This is a genomic window from Ruegeria atlantica (assembly GCF_001458195.1).
Lineage (GTDB): Bacteria > Pseudomonadota > Alphaproteobacteria > Rhodobacterales > Rhodobacteraceae > Ruegeria > Ruegeria atlantica.
The window spans coordinates 821,903-839,546 of record NZ_CYPU01000039.1; the positions used below are offsets into that span (position 1 = coordinate 821,903).

Here is a 17,644-nt window from a genome sequence, read left to right on the forward strand (position 1 = left end):
GACCAACGCGCTACCTCTGGCAGAGTATGGAGTGTCATTAACCGATATTCCAGATGAAAAATAAGGTGTCGGCAAAGGTGAGGATTCTTAGTCTCGCCAGAGGGTTGGCGTAATCAGCGCAATGATCGCCAATGTTTCCAACCGTCCGATCACCATCGCCGCACACATGGTCAGCTTTGCGCCCCAGGGCAAATCGACCAGACGGATGGGAACATCGGTGGCCAGTTCAATCAACGGCCCGGTGGTGCTGAGCGCCGCGACGCTGAGGACCATCGCCTGTTCGAACCCCGACCCCATCGCGGCCAGCAGCAGATTGAACAGTGCTGCGGTCAAGGCGAACATCATCAGGAAGATCCAGGCGATAAAGGCCCCGTCGCTTTGAATGCGACGGTTACCGCCGCCAATGCCACTAACGGATGAGGGATAGATCAACCGATCAATCTCACGCGCGCCATTGAGGTACAGGGCAAAGACCCGCAACAGTTTGACCCCGCCCGCCGTTGTGGCCACCCCTCCTCCGATCAGGGCGAGGCCCATCAGGATCAGCCCGGGGGTGCCAAGGCCGGACAATTGCTGCGCATCGTTCCAGTTTGCGCTTTCGAATCCGGCTGTGGTCAGGAAAGACAACGCCGTAAAGATCATGCCCCAGATCACGCTAAGTGCCTGAAGCGGTTCCAACTGATTGCCGATTTCCAGAACGCCGGCCCAGACGCGCGCGAACAACAGTGCCGCGACGACACCCACAATCATCAGGCCAATCCGGAATTCGGGGTCTTGGTCCAGCCGGGAATAGCCTGTGGTTGCCGTATCGGTCGAAAAGGTCAGCCGCGACAAGGCGAAGAACAGGAACAGAAACAGGATCGCCTCGCCCGTTATTCCAGCCTGCGCCCCCTCCAGCCCTCCGACCGGAGATATCCCCGACGTGGCCATGGTTGACATGGCGTGACACACGGCAGTCAGGCCGTTTTCTCCGGCGATCAGCAGCAGGATCCATATGGTTGCGGTCAGACCGGTATAAACTGGTGTCAAGGTCCGGGTCACACGGATCAGACGGCCGCGGGGGTCGACCACTTCGCTTTGTGCGACGCCCGACACAGGGCGACCGGGCTGGCCGCGCGCCGTAATCTCGAACCCACCTAGCGACAAGGGCGCCAGAATTGCAGCCGCAGCAATCCACATCAGCAAGCCGCCCATCCAGCCGACCAAAGCACGCCACAGGTGCAGCGGTGCGGTCAGGCGATCCGGGTCCAGAAACAGATCTGCACCGGTGGTGGTCACAGCACTGACCATATCAAAATACGCATTCAAAAAGGTGGTGTTGCCCAAGGCATCATGCAGCGGAATCGCCAGAAACAGCGGCAAAACGGTAAAACACCCCAACAACACGGCCAGTTGCCCCAGCGTCCCACGTCGCGGCACCCGGTTTGATGCTGCCACAGCGATCGTGGATACCACGAACAGTCCCAGAAGGCCGGAGTAGAAAAAGGATCGCGACGTGTCGTGATCATCCAAGGCCAGCGCGTAAATCGCTGGAATCCACATCGACAACGCAGCGATTCCCGAGATCAACAGAAACAGCGGCAATCGCTGAGTCAAAGTGATCTGTTGTCTCAGAGCGCGCGCCATCAGAAGAAATCGATTGAAACCTGCATCAGGCGCTCAACCTCGGGCACGTCCTTGGCCATCGCAAAGATCGCCACCACGTCCTTTTCGTCGATCCGCAGGCTGCCTGTCGGGCGCAAAAGCTCATCGCCTTTTCGGACGGCACCCACCAGAACGCCTTCGGGAAAATCGATATCCCGCAGCTTCTGTCCTGCCATTGGTGAGGTCGATAGCACCTCGGCCTCGATCACTTCTGCCTCGGCATCCCCGATAGAATAGACCTGCCGCACTCGCCCGTGGCGAATATGGCGCAGGATCGAGCTGACAGTGGTTGCACGCGGGTTGATATAGGCGTCGATCCCCAGCGGCCCCATCAGGGCCACCATGCTTGGATCATTGATCAAGGCAATCGCCAAGGCACAACCTTCGGCCTTGGCCCGTACAGCAGCCAGCATGTTGGCGCGGTCGTCATCGGTGACCGCCAGCATCGCGTCGGCGCGTTCGATCCCGGCCTCGCGCAACAAGGCGGCATCAAGCCCGTCGCCATTCAGGACAATCGTCCGCTCCAGTGTTTCGGCGGCTATTTCAGCGCTTTGGCGATCACGCTCGATCACCTTGGCACGCACACGGCTTTCACGTTCTTCCAGCGTTCGGGCAACTTCCAGACCGACATTTCCGCCGCCCACAATTACCACGCGGTCCTGCTTTTTGTGGGTCTTGCCGAAAACCTCCATCGTGCGATCCAAGTCTTTGACATTGGTAAAGACATAACATTCGTCGCCGACAAACAGCTGATCTTCGGATTCAGGCGCAAATAGCGTGCCATCGCGCCGGACACCGACAACGATTGAGCTTAGCGTCGAAAACAGGTCCGTGAGCTGCCGCAAGGGTGTGTTCACGATGGGGCAATCTTCGTCGATGCGAATGCCCAGAAGCTGCGCCTGCCCATCCATGAACATCTCAGTATCAAAGGCGGACGGGGCCGAAAGGCGGCGCATAGCGGCGGCTGCAACTTCGCGTTCGGGGCTGATCACGACATCGATGGGCAAGTGGTCACGACGGAACAGATCTGAATGGATCGCCTGCAAATACGATTTCGCCCGCAATCGCGCGATCTTGCGTTGGATGGAAAAGATCGAATGCGCCATCTGGCAGGTGACCATATTCACCTCGTCCGAATGGGTCGCTGCGATGATCATATCGGCATCACGCGCGCCAGCACGCTCAAGCACGTCAGGATAGCTTGCAAACCCAGCAATCCCCTGAACATCCAGCGTTTCTGTTGCCCGGCGCACCAGATCGGGATTGTTGTCCACCACCGTTACGTCATTCAGTTCGCCCGACAAGTGACGTGCGATCTGCCAGCCGACCTGCCCGGCACCGCATATGATGACCTTCATGTTTCTGGCCCTTCTGCCTGAAATCCTTGAATGACAGATGCCCCTAAAGTGGTCAATTGAATTGTCATTCAGACAAAGCTGGGGCAAGATAACCCTATGAAATCAGTGCTTCACTTACTAATTCCTTTGACCGTCCTGTCCGCATGCAGCGGCCCACTTTCGTTGTACTATCGCGAAGGTGAAAGCGTGTCGCGCGCGCAATCCGAGACTACGCAATGTCAGGTTAAGGCGGTAAATGACGTTCCCGTCGCCAATCAGGTGCGGCAAAGCCCGCCCACATACTGGCCGGGACGCACTTATTGCGACAACAGGGGGCACTGCTATCGCTCGCCTGGTTGGTGGGAACCCGGGCGCGTGTATACGGTCGACGTGAATGCCGGTCTACGCAATCAGGTCGAGGCCCAATGCATGGCAAAAAAAGGCTTTCGTCCGGTCAGCCTGCCACCCTGCAAACAGAGCGTAAAGTCTCAGGTTCCACCTGCGCGCACAACGAAACTGCCGCCGCTAGGAACCCAATCCTGCTATGTGAAGTTCGACGACGGCTCGTTTCAGATAATCAACCCGGGTCAGGCAGGGTAATGTCCCGGCGGATTACTCCGCCGGTTCCGGTTCGTCGATTTGCGCCACCCTAGCCCCGGATTTGTTCGAAGTTACAACACCGAGCGATTTCAGCTTACGGTGCAGTGCGCTGCGCTCCATTCCAACAAAGCTGGCTGTTCGGCTGATATTGCCGCCAAAGCGGTTGATCTGGGTCAGCAGATATTCGCGCTCGAACGCCTCGCGCGCTTCGCGCAGCGGCAGGGTTGCCAGCGCACCGGACAATACCACGCGGCCCGAGTCGTCGGTTTTCTCATCTTCGGTCGGCAATTCGCGGGCTTCAATCGGGCCCGTTCCATCGCCCAGGATCAGGACACGCTCGATCAGGTTCTTCAGCTGACGCACATTGCCCGGCCAAGTCATGGTCTGCAACAATGCCACCGCCTCTTCCGAGATCTCGCGAATTGGCAAGCCTTGCGATTCGTTGCACACTTCGATGAAATGCTGCGCCAGAACCGGAATATCCTCGCGCCGGTCCTCCATCGAAGGCACGGTGATCGGCACAACGTTCAGGCGGTGATACAGCTCTTCACGGAACCGGTCGGCTTCGATTTCGGCATCAAGATCGCGATTTGTCGAAGAGATGACCCTCAGATCCACTCGCACCTTGTCAGACCCGCCTACCCGCTGGAATTGCTGGTCGACCAGAACCCGCAGAATCTTGGATTGCGTCCCCAGGGGCATGTCGGCCACTTCATCAAAGTAGATCACCCCGCCATGGGCCTCTTCCAGCAAGCCGGATTCGATCCCGCGTTCCGATGACTCGCGCCCGAATAGTACCTCTTCGACACGCTCTGGTTCGACCCCGGCGCAGTTGACAGTGACGAATGGCGCATTGGCGCGGTTGGAATGGGCGTGGATGTAACGCGCGGCAATCTCTTTGCCCGACCCAGCTGGCCCGCTCAACATCACTCGGCCGTTCGACTTGGTGACCTTGTCCAACTGGCTCTGCATCGCCCGGAACGAGGCCGATTTGCCGATCATGTCCGAGTTGGTGACCTCACGCCGCTTGAGCGAAGCATTCTCGCGACGCAAGCGCGAGGTCTCCATGGCGCGGCGGATCACGACCATCAACTGATCAATGTTGAACGGCTTTTCGATAAAATCGTAAGCGCCCTGCTTGATGGCCGCCACAGCAATCTCGATATTACCGTGACCGGAAATGATCACCACCGGCACGTCGGGGTTGTCGCGTTTAACCGACTTCAGGATATCGATCCCGTCCATGCGGCTGTCTTTCAGCCAGATATCAAGGATCAACAGACCCGGTGGCTCGGAATTGATCGACGACATACACTCGTCCGAGTTTGCCGCCAGCCGGGTTGAATAGCCTTCGTCCTCCAGAATGTCGGACACCAGTTCGCGAATATCGCGTTCGTCATCTACGATCAGAATGTCGCTCATCTTTGGCCTGCTTTCAGTTTGTTAGTATGAATTGCCTGCTTTTGTGGCGCTGCAGTCTGGGAAATTTTGCCCCCCGGCAAACGGATCACGGCCATCGCACCGAAATGGTCCTGTCCGTCGAAAACGGGCGCGTCTTCCAGGGTCAGCGCTCCGCCATGTTCTTCTATGATTTTCTTAACGATGGGCAGGCCCAGACCCGTGCCTTCGTCGCGCGTGGTGACATAGGGTTCAAACAACCGCGCCCGATCTTCGGGCAACCCAATGCCATTGTCCGCTATAGTAATGACCGTCCCCGCATCATCGTTGGAAATGTCCACTTTGATTTGTGGCTTCAAATTTTCCGGCGGACCTTTTTTCTTAAGTGTTTCAATGGCCTCACCCGCGTTCTTTATTAAGTTCGTCAACGCCTGGTTCAACATCGTCGCGTCGACATCCGCCAGGATGGGCTTGTCCGGCAACGTCGCGTCGATCTGCACGTCCGGCTGTCCGGCTTGCTGCAACAACACGGCTTCGCGCACCAAGTTAACAACGTCTTCCTCGCGCCGAACCGGTTCAGGCATCCGCGCGAATTTCGAAAACTCGTCCACGATCCGCCGCAGATCGTTGGTCTGCCGCACGATCACATCGGTCATGGATTCAAGGCTGTCACAATCCTCTTCGTTCAGTTTGCGCGAGAACTTGCGCTTGATCCGTTCCGCACTGAGCTGGATAGGCGTCAGCGGGTTCTTGATCTCATGGGCAATACGGCGGGCCACATCGCCCCAGGCCGCCATGCGCTGTGCACTGACCAGATCGGTCACGTCATCAAAGGCCACCACGTAGCCTTCCAAACCGCCATCTTCGCCGCGTCGGATCGCCATGCGCACGAGCAGATTTTCCAACCGCCCCTTACGCGTGACCTTAACCTCACCCTGCACGGCTTCTTGACCGCTGGCTTTCAGATTTTCGAACAAGGGAAGGAATTCAGGAACTGCGATGCCGATTGCCAGTTGTTCTTCACCGCGCGACCAGTCCAGAAGACGCTCGGCTGAGCGGTTTACGAATGTGACACATCCATCCGAATCGACGCCCACTACACCAGACGTCACCGAGCTCAGTACAGAATCGAACAGGCGGCGGCGGCGTTCGATCTGACGCGTGTTTTCCAACAACGTTTCGCGCTGCCCTTTAAGTTGCCGCGTCATCTGATTGAAATAACGACCTAACATGGCGATTTCGTCATCGCTGGCCTCTTCGATGACCTGAACGCTCAGATCCCCGGCGCCGACCCTTTGTGCGGCGGTTGTCAGACGGCCAACCGGGCGCGACAGGCGTTCGGCGAACCACATTCCCAAAGACATCGCAGCAAGGATCAGAATGACTGCAAAGCCCAGGTACAGGAGCCCGAATTCAAAAAGAACCCGGCCCCTTTCACTTTCCAGCTGTTGGTAGAATTGTACCGTTTCCTTGGTGTCATCCAGCAATTTCAGCAGTTCGCCATCCACCTCGCGGCTAACATACAGATACCGGTCCAGATAAGCCTGCAACGGCACCAGCGCGCGGAACTCGTTGTTTTGCCAATCCGCAATGATCAGAAGGTCACTGTCGGTTGCCTCAACCATCTGCTCCGGTGTCGGCGGTTCATAGTTGAACAAGTAGGACCGGTCGCCGCGGGATTTAATTTCGCCACTGCCATCAATGACATATGCCTCGCGCAGGCCCCGCTGAATCTGCGATTGCCCCTGTGCCAGAACCTCGCGCAGTTCGGCGTCCGAAATGTAAAAGTCCAGCGTTCGTGCATTGTCGAGGAACCGGGAAAGAACGATTGCGTCCTGTGTCAGTCCGCTGCGGTGCTCAAGCTCATAGGCCTCGGCGGCGGACAGGGATGATCCGACAACCTGACGGACCCGATCCGAAAACCATCCCTCAAGCCCGATATTCACTGTTAGGCCGGCAAAGATCGCAACGGTCACTGTCGGTACCAGGGCCAGCAAGGTGAACGCCCCGATCAGCCGCAGGTGCAGACGAGACCCGGCAGATTTTGCCCGGCGCGCAGCGATCAGACTGAACACCTGTCCCAACACCAACGCCGCGACGACCAGCACATAGACCAGATCGGCCAGCAGAATCAGCCGCAGCGTTGGCGCTGCCGAACCCAAATCAAACGGACCGATGACCAGATACGTGGCCAACGCCAGAAGCGGCCCCAAAAGGACCAGCCCCAGGGTGCTAAAATTGCGCAGTTTTCGGGATTTCCGCCACCGATCAATCGATAGGATCAGCCCGCTCTGTGCTCGGGTTGCCACCGTCTGCCCTCATCCTGATGTGCCGCTTACGCGGCGTACCGCCATATCTCGTGGTCGTTGCCGGGCTTGTACCCGGATGCCACGCTTTGTGTGGCGATATTACATCAGTTTGCGTCGGCGTGTCACCTGAATATCGAGATCCGTGATTTTTTTGCGCAGCGTATTCCTGTTGATCCCCAGCAAATCCGCACATTTCGCCTGATTTCCGCCGGTTGCGTCCAGTGCCTGCTCGATTAAGGGGCCCTCAACCTCGCGCAGGATGCGCTGATACAGGCCCGGAGGTGGCAACAAATTGCCGTGCAGATCGAAATAGCGACGCAAATGACGGGCCACAGAGGCTGAAAGTTTCTCCCTTTCGCCGTCACCAAGAATCGGTTCCGCTTCGGGCTGACTGCCCAAAACCATCTCGACCTCGGCTTTCGATATTTCTTCGGCCCGGCTGGTCAGGCTTAAACGTCGGATCGCGTTTTCCAGCTGTCGCACATTACCGGGCCAGGAATACCGCCGCACCAATTCTACCGCCTCGGGGCTGAGCCAGCGCTTTGTGCCATGCTCCCGTTCCTCACGGGCAAGAAAGTGATCAACCAGCAGGGTAATATCGTCCACCCGCTCGCGCAGCGCAGGCACATGGATCGTCGCGCCGCACAGTCGATAATACAGATCCTGACGCACACGCCCGCTTTCCATCGCTTCGGTCAGATCCGATTGGCTGGTCGCCATGAAACGCGGAAGATGATCGCCGGGCGTGTCCATCATCCGGACAATACGTGCCTGGACCTCATCTTCGATATCAGCGATCTCGTCGATCAACAGGGTGCCGCCACGCACCCTGGCCATAATGCGCGCAGGCCCTTCGAGGTCACGCAGATCACCGGCAGTTGCAGTGACGAAGGGCAATGTACGCCGGTCCGAAAAATCATGAATAGCCCGCGCTATCAATGACTTGCCAGTGCCACTTTCACCGGAAATCATGACAGAAAGATCGGTATTCATCACACGTGCCACAAGGCGATACAGCGCCTGCATCCCCGGAGTGCGCCCAACCAGCGGTAGCTCCTCAGGACGGTCTTCAGCAGGTACGATCGCATCCGCATGCACACGCTGCTTTTGCTCCAAGGCCCGTGCGGTCCGCTTCATCAGGTCCGGCAGGTCAAAAGGCTTGGGAAGATAGTCATATGCGTCCGCCTCGGCCGCCTGAATGGCGGTCATGATCGTGTTCTGCGCTGAAATCACGATAACCGGCAGCCCCGGACGGTCCTGCGCGATTTTAGGCAACATCTCGAGCCCGTTGCCATCCGGCATGACCACGTCCGAGATTACAACATCCCCTTTGCCCTCGCCGACCCAGCGCATCAGAGTGGTCAGCGAGGATGTCGCATGCACCTTGCACCCGGCCCGCGTTAGGGCCTGAGTCAGTACGGTTCGGATTGTGCGATCGTCATCTGCGACCAGTACTGTGCCATCCATCGGGTGCTCTCCTTACTATCTCTGCCCGGTTGTCCATCTCAGGTTCCGTCGCGCGGCGCGCGTCTGACGGACAGGCGGAATACGGTGTGTCCCGGAACCGACTCGGCCAAAATCCAGCCGTCGTGGTCCGAGATGATTTTACTGACCAGCGCCAGCCCAAGACCGGTGCCGTTTTCCCTGCCCGACACGAACGGATCGAAAATGTCGCTGCGGATCTTGTCCGGCAGCCCCGGGCCGTCGTCGATGATTTCGATCTGCAGGGGCAAAGAATGCCCCGAACCGTCGCTGCGGCGCAGGCGGAAGGAATGTTCGAAATACGTCCGCAGGCGGATTGTCCCGCCTTTGGGGGACGCCTCGGATGCATTTTTGAGCAGATTCAGCACCACCTGCAAAAGTTGATCCGGGTCACCGTAGGCCAGCGGCAACGAGGGGTCGTAATCTTCGATAATCGTCATATGCGCGCCAAAACCCAACAGCGCCGAGCGCCGCGCACGGTCCAGAACGTCATGGATATTGACTGGTTTGAAATCTGGCTGGGTCAGGTTCCCAAATTGCTCGACCTGCTCCAAAAGCTTCACTATTCGGCGGCTTTCAGCAACGATAAGGTCTGTAAGTTCAGTGTCTTGTTGGCTGATATTCATGCTTAGAAGCTGCGCGGCCCCGGTGATCCCCGCCAACGGGTTCTTGATTTCATGCGCCAGCATTTCGGCCATACCAATCGCCGATTGCGCAGCAGATTTTACCGTGTTGCCCCGCGTCATCCGCCCCGCCAGTTCGCGTGGGGACATGGTCATGATCATCGACCCCGGATGCCCAAGCAGCGGCGCAATTTGCAAAGCGCATTGCAGCGGCGCCCGATTACCAGACCCCACATCGACATCATTCACGAAAAGCGGTGTGCCCTGTTGGCGCGCGCGCAAAAACGCTTCTTCCAGTGGGGCATCCACTGCGATCTGGTCCCAGACCGGGTGACCGATGACTGCATTGCGGGAGGCGTTCAGGAACCCCTCTCCGGCAGAATTCACATCGGTGATCCGATCATCGGCATCAATGATGAAAGCCGGAACCGGCAGTGAAGCCCAGATGTTTTGGTCCGAGGTCATGCTGCTTCCTCTGCGTCGCTGTGCAGGGCATCGCCCAACAGACGGAGCACCTCGGCGGTATCCCGCGAGGTCAAAACCGCACGGCGAAGGGTTGCCGGGGTCGCGGCCTCATCCATGTACCAGCCCAGATGTTTACGCGCCACGCGCAGACCCAGATCGGTGCCGTAAAAGTCCAGCATCGCCTCATAATGACTGCGCACCATGTCGATCAGGTCGCTATTGGCTGGGATGACCGGCGCTTGTGCGCCATACAAATCGCGGCACATCTGGGCCAGCAGCCAAGGCTTACCCTGCGCCCCACGCCCAACCATGACGCCATCAGCGCCTGACTGGTCCAAAGCCGTGCGCGCTGCATCAGTATCTACGATATCCCCGTTCGCGATGACAGGAATCGACACCGACTCTTTCACCGCTCGGATCGCTTGCCAGTCCGCGCGTCCTTTGTAGAACTGGCATCGCGTACGCCCGTGGATCGTGATCAGTTGGATGCCTGCACCTTGCGCCCGGCGCGCCACGTCCGGCGCGTTCAGCAGGTTGTCGTCCCAGCCCAAACGAGTTTTCATAGTAACCGGAATGTCGACAGCGTCGACCACGGCCTCAATCAGCGTCAGCGCGTGATCCGGCGTCTTAAGCAGCGCCGAACCGGAATAGCCATTCGTGACCTTCTTTGCCGGGCACCCCATGTTGATATCGATCACCCGGGCGCCGCGATCGGCCACCTGACGCGCAGCCTCAGCCATCCAATGCGCCTCGCGCCCGGCCAGTTGAACAGCGGTGTTTTCAACGTCAGCGGACAGCTCAGCCCGTTCCCGCACACCCGGTTTGGCCTGCACCATTTCCTGACTGGCGACCATTTCGCTGACGACCATGCCCGCGCCAAAGCGCATCACAAGATCGCGGAACGGTCGATCAGTGATCCCGGCCATCGGGGCCAGCATGACCGGCGGATTTAAGGTTTTGTCGGCGAGGTATAGGGTCAACGTGCTTAATCCTTGAGCAGTTGCAACTTAGATATCGAATTCGACGCATATGAACAACAAAACGGCAGGAAACAAGCTTGCAAAATCATCAATTGCCTATTTTTTAAGCAACTTGACGCGGGTGATTGCCTCTACATTCACCGCAGCTTAAACACTGCGCTCAAATCATCGGAGAATTCGCCCAATGACCACCGCCGCCATCATCGTCGCCGCAGGACGCGGATTGCGCGCCGGAGGCGGCATTCCCAAGCAATGGCGACCATTGGCCGGACGCAGAGTTGCGGATTGGACCATCGACCGGTTTCGCCATCAGGTCGACCATATTGTTCTGGTGCTGTCCCAGGATGATCAGACCGCCTGGGACGAGTTTTTAGGCTCTGATCTGCTGCTGGCAAAAGGTGGCAGCGATCGCGCCGGGTCGGTACGGAACGGGCTTGATGCATTGGATGGGCTGGGGATCGAACATGTCCTGATTCACGACGTCGCCCGCCCCTGCGTGAGCAGCCAGACTATTGCGGACGTCCTGACCGCCCTGACCACACATGAGGCTGCAGCACCCGGTCTGACCGTCACAGATGCGCTTTGGACCGGTGACGAAGCCGTTGTGACCGGAACGCAGGACCGGACGGGTTTGTTTGCGGCGCAGACCCCACAGGGTTTTCGCTATGACGCGATTGTCGCGGCGCACGCGGCCCATTCTGGCGGCGCGGCGGACGATGTCGAGGTCGCCCGTGCCGCAGGTATGAACGTGGTGATCGTGCCAGGCGATGCCGATAACATCAAAATCACAAGACCCGAGGATTTTGCCCGGGCGGAACGCGTATTGGGGACAGACATGGATGTGAGACTGGGCAACGGCTATGACGTGCATCGCTTTGGCGACGGGGATCACGTAATCCTGTGCGGCGTCAAAATTCCCCATCACCGAGGGCTGCAGGGCCATTCGGATGCGGATGTCGGCATGCACGCGGTTACTGATGCAATCTATGGCGCGCTGGCGCAGGGCGATATCGGTCAACACTTCCCGCCATCGGACCCGCAATGGAAAGGCGCGGCAAGTGAGATCTTCCTGCGCCACGCGGTCGAGTTGTCGGTCCAGATGGGTTACAGCATCTCAAATGTCGATTGCACGCTGGTCTGCGAATACCCCAAGATCGGTCCGCACGCATCCACGATGCGTGAAGAAATGGCGCGAATCATGGGGCTGCGCGTCGATCAGATATCGGTCAAGGCGACCACGTCTGAACGCCTTGGTTTTACCGGGCGAAGCGAAGGCATCGCCTCGCTTGCAACTGCCTGTTTGGTGAAGTCATGAACGCCGCGCGATTGATCGGGACGGTTTGCGGCGTCGGATATCTGCGCCCGGCACCAGGAACATGGGGATCTCTGGCCGCCCTGCCCCTGGCCTGGGTTCTACATACGCTGGGCGGTTTTCCCTTGTTGGTCATCGCCACTGTCGCCGTTTTTGTCGGTGGCCTGTGGGCAACCAAAGTGATGACGGCTGGGCAGGAAGATCACGACCCGTCCGAAATCGTCATCGACGAAGTTGCCGGACAGTTTATCGCGCTTTGGGCCATTTCCTACCCATCTTGGGCGCATGGAATTGATATCACAGCCCTTTGGCCCGGCTGGATCGCAGGTTTCCTCCTGTTTCGTCTGTTCGACATCACCAAACCCGGCCCTGTCGGTTGGGCTGATCGCAAAGGTGATGCGATGGGGGTGATGCTGGACGATGTGATCGCCGGCGTCTTTGCCGGGATCGGCGTGTTGATCCTGGCCGGCATTTCGCATGGAGTTCTGGGTCTATGACGGTCGCAGATCTGCTAGATCGCGCCAAGGCGAAAGGCGTGATGATCGCCACAGCCGAAAGCTGCACTGGCGGTATGGTCGCCGCTGCACTGACAGATGTTCCAGGCAGCTCGGTCGTAGTGGATCGCGGTTTTGTCACTTACACCAATGACGCTAAGCAACAGATGCTGGGCGTAAACGCCGAGACTCTGACAACCCATGGCGCTGTGTCCGAAGAAGTCGCGCTGGAGATGGCAGAGGGTGCATTGAAGAACTCGCAAGCCCAACTGACCGTTTCGATCACCGGCATCGCAGGCCCCGGTGGATCTGAATTCAAGCCAGAAGGCCGTGTTTGCTTTGGGCTCGCTGCCGACGGGCAGAAGACAAAGACCGAAACGGTCGAATTCGGGGCGTTGGGGCGTGACAAGGTCCGGCTGACCGCCCGCGATCATGCCTTGGACCTGTTGTCGCGCGGCCTTTCGTCAATTGCTTAATAATCTAGCACCCCATTCATTTTGGCGCTCATTTAATCACCGGTTCACAAAAGGCCCTTAAAACAGGCATCAAAAACCACCTCTGCCTCTTTTTTCCCCGCCTTCTCTCCGCTTCAACGCCAGCTAAGCAAGCTGAAGATGCCACAGAGGAGACCGGCTGATGAACGGAGCCGATACCGCCTGGATCATAGTTGCAACTGCACTGGTCCTATTCATGACATTGCCGGGCCTCGCCCTGTTCTATGGCGGCCTCGTGCGCGCCCGCAACGTGCTGAGCGTTTTCATGCACTGCTTCTCAATCGCCTGTTTGATGAGCATCCTGTGGTTGGTCGCCGGATACTCGATCGCATTTGGTGACGGTGGGTCGGGCCTGTGGGGCGGTCTGGGCAAAGCCTTCCTGAACGGAGTTGATGTCGACAGCCTGTCGGGCACCCTGCCCGAGGTTCTGTTCTTTGCTTTCCAGATGACCTTTGCAATCATCACCCCCGCCCTGATCATCGGCGCATATGTCGAGCGTGTGGGCTATGGCTTTGTGATGATCTTCTCGGGCCTGTGGATGCTGCTGTGTTACGCACCGGTTGTTCACTGGATCTGGGGCGGCGGCATTCTGACCGATGGCGGCATTCTGGGCGAGATCGGCGTGCGTGACTTTGCCGGTGGCATTGTGGTGCATGAAACGGCAGGTCTGGCCGCGCTGATCATCGCCGTGGTCCTTGGCCCGCGCCGCAATCGCACAACCCCGCCACACAACCCTGGCTACGTCATGATCGGTGCCGCGATGCTTTGGGTTGGCTGGTTTGGCTTCAACGGCGGTTCACAATTGGCGGCAGATGGCGGTGCCGCTATGGCGATAACAGTCACGCATATCTCGGCCGCAACCGCATCGCTGACATGGGCGCTGTATGAACGCATCAAATACGGCAAAGCCTCGATGGTGGGCCTGGTTACAGGTACGATTGCCGGTCTGGCCTCGATCACTCCGGCCTCAGGCTATGTCGATCCGGTTCAGGCGCTGATCATCGGTGCCGTAGCAGGCGTGTTGTGTCAGGAGGCCGTGAACATCATCCGTAACAAGCTGAACATCGACGACACTCTGGACGTGTTCGCGGTGCACGGCGTAAGCGGCATCTTTGGCACCATCATGATCGCTGTGTTCGGCCTGGGTGCCTGGACCGCGCAGTTGGGCGGGCTGGTCATCGTAGGTGTCTTTACGGCAGTTGTCACATTTGTGTTGATCAAGGTGGTTGCGCTGATCACCCCGCTTCGCGTAGATGCAGAAACCGAGACAAACGGGCTCGATCTTTCGGTACACGGCGAGCGTGCCTATGACATGAGCAGCTAAGCCCACCTTGGCTGCCTCTTGCCCGCAAGGGCCAAAGCGGGCCTCTTAGTGAGGTCCGCTTTTCTTTTGCGCACACCCCTCTCGACTCTGGGACGAGGGACAGGCTATCAGCCCGCAATGCCATTCAGTCCAGAGGTACCGTTATGATCCCCAGTTCCTTCCCCGACAGCACCGAGATTGCCCGCCTGACCGCGCGGATGTTGCTGGAGATCAAGGCTGTCCATTTCAATTCGCGCGAGCCTTTCACACTGGCCAGCGGCTTGCCCAGCCCGACCTATATCGACTGCCGCAAACTGATCTCGTATCCGCGAATCCGGTCGACCCTGATGGATTTCCTGACCGTCACCGTGATGCGCGACGCGGGCTTCGAGGCGTTCGACAATATCGCCGGCGGTGAGACCGCGGGCATTCCATTCGCCGCAATGGTCGCAGAGCGTATGGCGCTGCCGATGACCTATGTGCGCAAAAAGCCAAAGGGTTATGGCCGCAACGCCCGTATCGAAGGCGCGATGAGCGAGGGAGAGCGCGTGCTGCTGGTCGAGGATCTGACCACCGATGGCGGGTCCAAGCTGTCCTTCGTGGATGCGATCCGCGAAACAGGTGCCACTTGTGGGCACACGGCGGTCATTTTCTACTATGGCATCTTCCCCGAGACCGAAAAAACCTTGGGCGACCACGGCATCCAACTGCATCACCTGTGCACATGGTGGGATGTTCTGGCCGAGGCCAAAGCGCAGAAAGCCTTTGATCAGGAAACACTTGACGGTGTCGAAGCCTTCCTGAAAGGCCCGCGTGGCTGGCAGGAAGCAAATAAATCCACGTAAACCTCTTGTGGACAGATTGGGGATAAGCCCAGAAGAATCGGTCGACCGGCCACGATATCTGGTGACTTTCCCCCCATTTCCTACATAATAAGCTACGCATACACAGGTATCCAAACTGTCAGGAAAGTTATCCCAAGGCTTTATCCATAGTTAGCCACAGGTATTTCCAGATAGCCGACACGTCAAAATAGCGTGTAGAAAGCGCCGCAGGGCAGCGGGGACAAAATGAACGAGATAAGCAGCATCGAGCAGGCAGCAGCTCGGATTCAGAACGCCGAAACCATGCCGCATTCCATTGAGGCCGAACAGCAGCTTCTGGGTGCGATCCTGACCAATAACGATCTTTACGATCGGGTCGCCTCGATCATCGGGGCCGAGCATTTCTATGACCCGGTTCACTCCCGGATTTATGAGGTCGCCTCGACCCGGATTGCTAAAAATGCACTGGCCTCGCCGGTGACACTAAAATCCTTCATGGCCGAGGATGAGGGCCTGCAGGAACTGGGTGGCCCGGCCTATCTGGTCAAACTGGCGGGCGCATCGATCAGCGCCTTTGCGGTGCATGACTATGCCCAGATGATTTATGATCTGGCAATCCGGCGCGAGCTGATCCGCCTAGGCCGCGATATCTCGGACAAGGCAGCGCGGGTCGACATCAGCAGCGAACCAAAAGAACAAATCGTCGAAGCCGAGCAACAGCTTTATCAGTTATCCGAGCAGGGCCAGACCGAACAGGGATTTCAATCCTTCCTCAAGGCGGTCACAGAAGCCGTCAACGTCACCAACGAAGCGTACCAGCGCGGTGGTGGCATGGCAGGGATTTCCACCGGTCTGGCCGACTTGGACAAACAACTGGGTGGCTTGCATCCGTCTGACCTGATCATTCTTGCCGGTCGTCCGTCGATGGGAAAAACCTCTCTGGCGACCAACGTGGCATTCAATGTCGCCAAGGCGTACAAACGTGGGCTGAAACCAGACGGCTCAGAGGGCGCGGTTGACGGCGGTGTCGTTGGCTTTTTCTCATTGGAAATGAGTGCCGAACAGCTGGCAGGCCGAGTTCTGGCTGAAGCCTCCGAAATCTCATCCCATAAGATCCGCCAGGGTGACATGACCGAGTCCGAGTTCCGCCGCTTTGTCGACGCGGCCAAGGAACTGGAAGCCTGCCCGCTTTTCATTGACGACACGCCCGCCCTGCCGATTTCGCAGTTGGCGGCTCGGGCACGCCGTTTGAAGCGGACACATGGTTTGGACCTGCTCGTTATCGACTACCTGCAGCTGTGCCGGGGAATGGCCGAAAACCGCGTCAACGAAATTGCCGAGATTTCGATGGGCATGAAAGCCATCGCCAAGGAATTGCAAATTCCTGTGATCGCCCTTTCCCAGCTTTCGCGTCAGGTTGAAAACCGCGACGACAAGCGCCCGCAATTGTCCGACCTGCGGGAATCAGGCTCGATCGAACAGGACGCCGACGTGGTGATGTTTGTGTACCGTGAGGAGTACTACAAAGAACGCGAAAAGCCCGGCGATCACGAACTCGAAAAGATGGAAGAGTGGAAGCAGGCCATGGAACGTCTGCACGGCAAGGCCGAAGTCATTGTCGGTAAGCAGCGCCACGGTCCCATCGGCACGGTTGACCTCTCGTTCGAGGCGCAGTTCACCCGTTTTGGAAATCTGGTCAAACCCTGGCAACAGGACGGACAGATTGAGGGTTACTAACCCTCACCACAGCTCGGGTTTGTTGAATGCACTGACGCAATGAGATGGCCCCTTGAACGGCGCCATCTCAGCCCCTGTCAACGATTGCCCCAACCACCCGTGCGGATGGCTTAACGGCAGAGGAGCTTGGGCGACTTTTTCTGAAATCGGAAAAAACCCGGTTTTGCCGTAGTAGTTCGGATCGCCGTAAGTCACCACAAAATCCACTTTGTCACGGCGCAACTCGCCCAACCCAAACGCGATAAGTCGCTGCCCTATCCCCGCTTTCTGGCGATCTGTACGCACGGCAACCGGCGACATCAGGAACACCTGTCGCGGATCTTGGTCAAAGCGCAGCCGCGAAAACAGGATGCAACCCAGCACTTGGGGGCCATCATGGGCAATGGCTGCACTCAAATCGCCGTCAGGCGTTGTGGCCAACAGATCCGAAACCAACGCGCCGATCGCGGCCCCTTCTTCATCGCTTTCCGAAGCCGTGAACACCCTCTTGAACAAGCCGGGCAGCGCGGCCTCCCATTCATCTATCCCTGTCGTGAATTTCATGGTGAACTCTCTCCAATCGTCCGTGGGTCTGTTTCTGGTTCAACGATTACACGCCGATGCACCTGGTTGAACATAGGACGGATACAATGGCGATGCAGA

Annotated in this window: 15 protein-coding genes; 7 read left to right on the plus strand and 8 right to left on the minus strand. The window is 58.1% G+C overall.

Annotated elements, in window-relative coordinates:
• Positions 1 to 87 precede the first annotated feature (87 nt).
• Both RUA4292_RS13950 and trkA read right to left on the minus strand, forming a co-directional pair.
• On the minus strand, positions 88 to 1,626 hold the full coding sequence (locus tag RUA4292_RS13950) for a TrkH family potassium uptake protein (RefSeq protein ID WP_058278085.1): 1,539 nt from the start codon (positions 1,624 to 1,626) through the stop codon (positions 88 to 90).
• The gene (trkA, locus tag RUA4292_RS13955) at positions 1,626 to 3,002 is read right to left on the minus strand and encodes a Trk system potassium transporter TrkA (protein ID WP_058278086.1); all 1,377 of its coding nucleotides are present in this window, start codon (positions 3,000 to 3,002) and stop codon (positions 1,626 to 1,628) included. The genes RUA4292_RS13950 and trkA overlap by 1 nt, the downstream gene beginning before the upstream one ends.
• A 162-nt stretch (positions 3,003 to 3,164) precedes the next feature.
• Here trkA and RUA4292_RS13960 point away from each other — a divergent pair, with 162 nt between their 5' ends.
• Complete coding sequence (locus RUA4292_RS13960) at positions 3,165 to 3,581, plus strand: hypothetical protein (protein WP_233493436.1); 417 nt, start codon at positions 3,165 to 3,167, stop codon at positions 3,579 to 3,581.
• Positions 3,582 to 3,593: 12 nt separating this feature from the next.
• Here the strand turns inward: RUA4292_RS13960 and ntrX are convergent, their stop codons facing one another.
• The 5 genes from ntrX to dusB all read right to left on the minus strand — a co-directional run bounded on the left by ntrX (position 3,594) and on the right by dusB (position 10,838).
• A complete protein-coding gene (gene ntrX / locus RUA4292_RS13965; RefSeq protein WP_058278088.1) occupies positions 3,594 to 5,003 on the minus strand; it encodes a nitrogen assimilation response regulator NtrX in 1,410 nt (469 codons plus the stop codon).
• Positions 5,000 to 7,288 (minus strand): sensor histidine kinase NtrY-like, encoded by a 2,289-nt coding sequence (locus tag RUA4292_RS13970; protein ID WP_058278089.1) that lies wholly within the window; start codon positions 7,286 to 7,288, stop codon positions 5,000 to 5,002. The genes ntrX and RUA4292_RS13970 overlap by 4 nt, the downstream gene beginning before the upstream one ends.
• Before the next feature lie 99 nt (positions 7,289 to 7,387).
• Positions 7,388 to 8,755 (minus strand): response regulator, encoded by a 1,368-nt coding sequence (locus RUA4292_RS13975; RefSeq protein ID WP_058278090.1) that lies wholly within the window; start codon positions 8,753 to 8,755, stop codon positions 7,388 to 7,390.
• A 38-nt stretch (positions 8,756 to 8,793) separates the two neighbouring features.
• Complete coding sequence (locus RUA4292_RS13980; RefSeq protein WP_058278091.1) at positions 8,794 to 9,858, minus strand: two-component system sensor histidine kinase NtrB; 1,065 nt, start codon at positions 9,856 to 9,858, stop codon at positions 8,794 to 8,796.
• Positions 9,855 to 10,838: a tRNA dihydrouridine synthase DusB gene (dusB, locus tag RUA4292_RS13985; protein ID WP_082637097.1), complete on the minus strand. Its 984-nt coding sequence runs from the start codon at positions 10,836 to 10,838 to the stop codon at positions 9,855 to 9,857. The genes RUA4292_RS13980 and dusB overlap by 4 nt, the downstream gene beginning before the upstream one ends.
• A 184-nt stretch (positions 10,839 to 11,022) precedes the next feature.
• On the opposite strand from dusB, the gene RUA4292_RS13990 reads away from it, so the two are divergent.
• The 6 genes from RUA4292_RS13990 to RUA4292_RS14015 all read left to right on the plus strand — a co-directional run bounded on the left by RUA4292_RS13990 (position 11,023) and on the right by RUA4292_RS14015 (position 17,002).
• Positions 11,023 to 12,153: a bifunctional 2-C-methyl-D-erythritol 4-phosphate cytidylyltransferase/2-C-methyl-D-erythritol 2,4-cyclodiphosphate synthase gene (locus RUA4292_RS13990; protein WP_058278093.1), complete on the plus strand. Its 1,131-nt coding sequence runs from the start codon at positions 11,023 to 11,025 to the stop codon at positions 12,151 to 12,153.
• The gene (locus RUA4292_RS13995) at positions 12,150 to 12,647 is read left to right on the plus strand and encodes a phosphatidylglycerophosphatase A family protein (protein ID WP_058278094.1); all 498 of its coding nucleotides are present in this window, start codon (positions 12,150 to 12,152) and stop codon (positions 12,645 to 12,647) included. Before RUA4292_RS13990 ends, RUA4292_RS13995 begins: the two co-directional genes overlap by 4 nt.
• Positions 12,644 to 13,120, plus strand: coding sequence for a CinA family protein (locus tag RUA4292_RS14000; RefSeq protein WP_058278095.1), 477 nt, complete (start codon positions 12,644 to 12,646; stop codon positions 13,118 to 13,120). The genes RUA4292_RS13995 and RUA4292_RS14000 overlap by 4 nt, the downstream gene beginning before the upstream one ends.
• Positions 13,121 to 13,280: 160 nt before the next feature.
• Positions 13,281 to 14,462, plus strand: a complete 1,182-nt coding sequence (locus tag RUA4292_RS14005) for an ammonium transporter (RefSeq protein ID WP_058278096.1) — start codon at positions 13,281 to 13,283, stop codon at positions 14,460 to 14,462.
• A gap of 143 nt (positions 14,463 to 14,605) precedes the next feature.
• A complete protein-coding gene (locus tag RUA4292_RS14010; protein WP_058278097.1) occupies positions 14,606 to 15,286 on the plus strand; it encodes an orotate phosphoribosyltransferase in 681 nt (226 codons plus the stop codon).
• A 225-nt stretch (positions 15,287 to 15,511) separates the two neighbouring features.
• Positions 15,512 to 17,002, plus strand: a complete 1,491-nt coding sequence (locus RUA4292_RS14015) for a replicative DNA helicase (RefSeq protein WP_058278098.1) — start codon at positions 15,512 to 15,514, stop codon at positions 17,000 to 17,002.
• A 3-nt stretch (positions 17,003 to 17,005) separates the two neighbouring features.
• Here the strand turns inward: RUA4292_RS14015 and RUA4292_RS14020 are convergent, their stop codons facing one another.
• Entirely contained in the window at positions 17,006 to 17,545 is a 540-nt protein-coding gene (locus RUA4292_RS14020) for a GNAT family N-acetyltransferase (RefSeq protein WP_058278099.1), read from the minus strand.
• Positions 17,546 to 17,644: the final 99 nt, after the last annotated feature.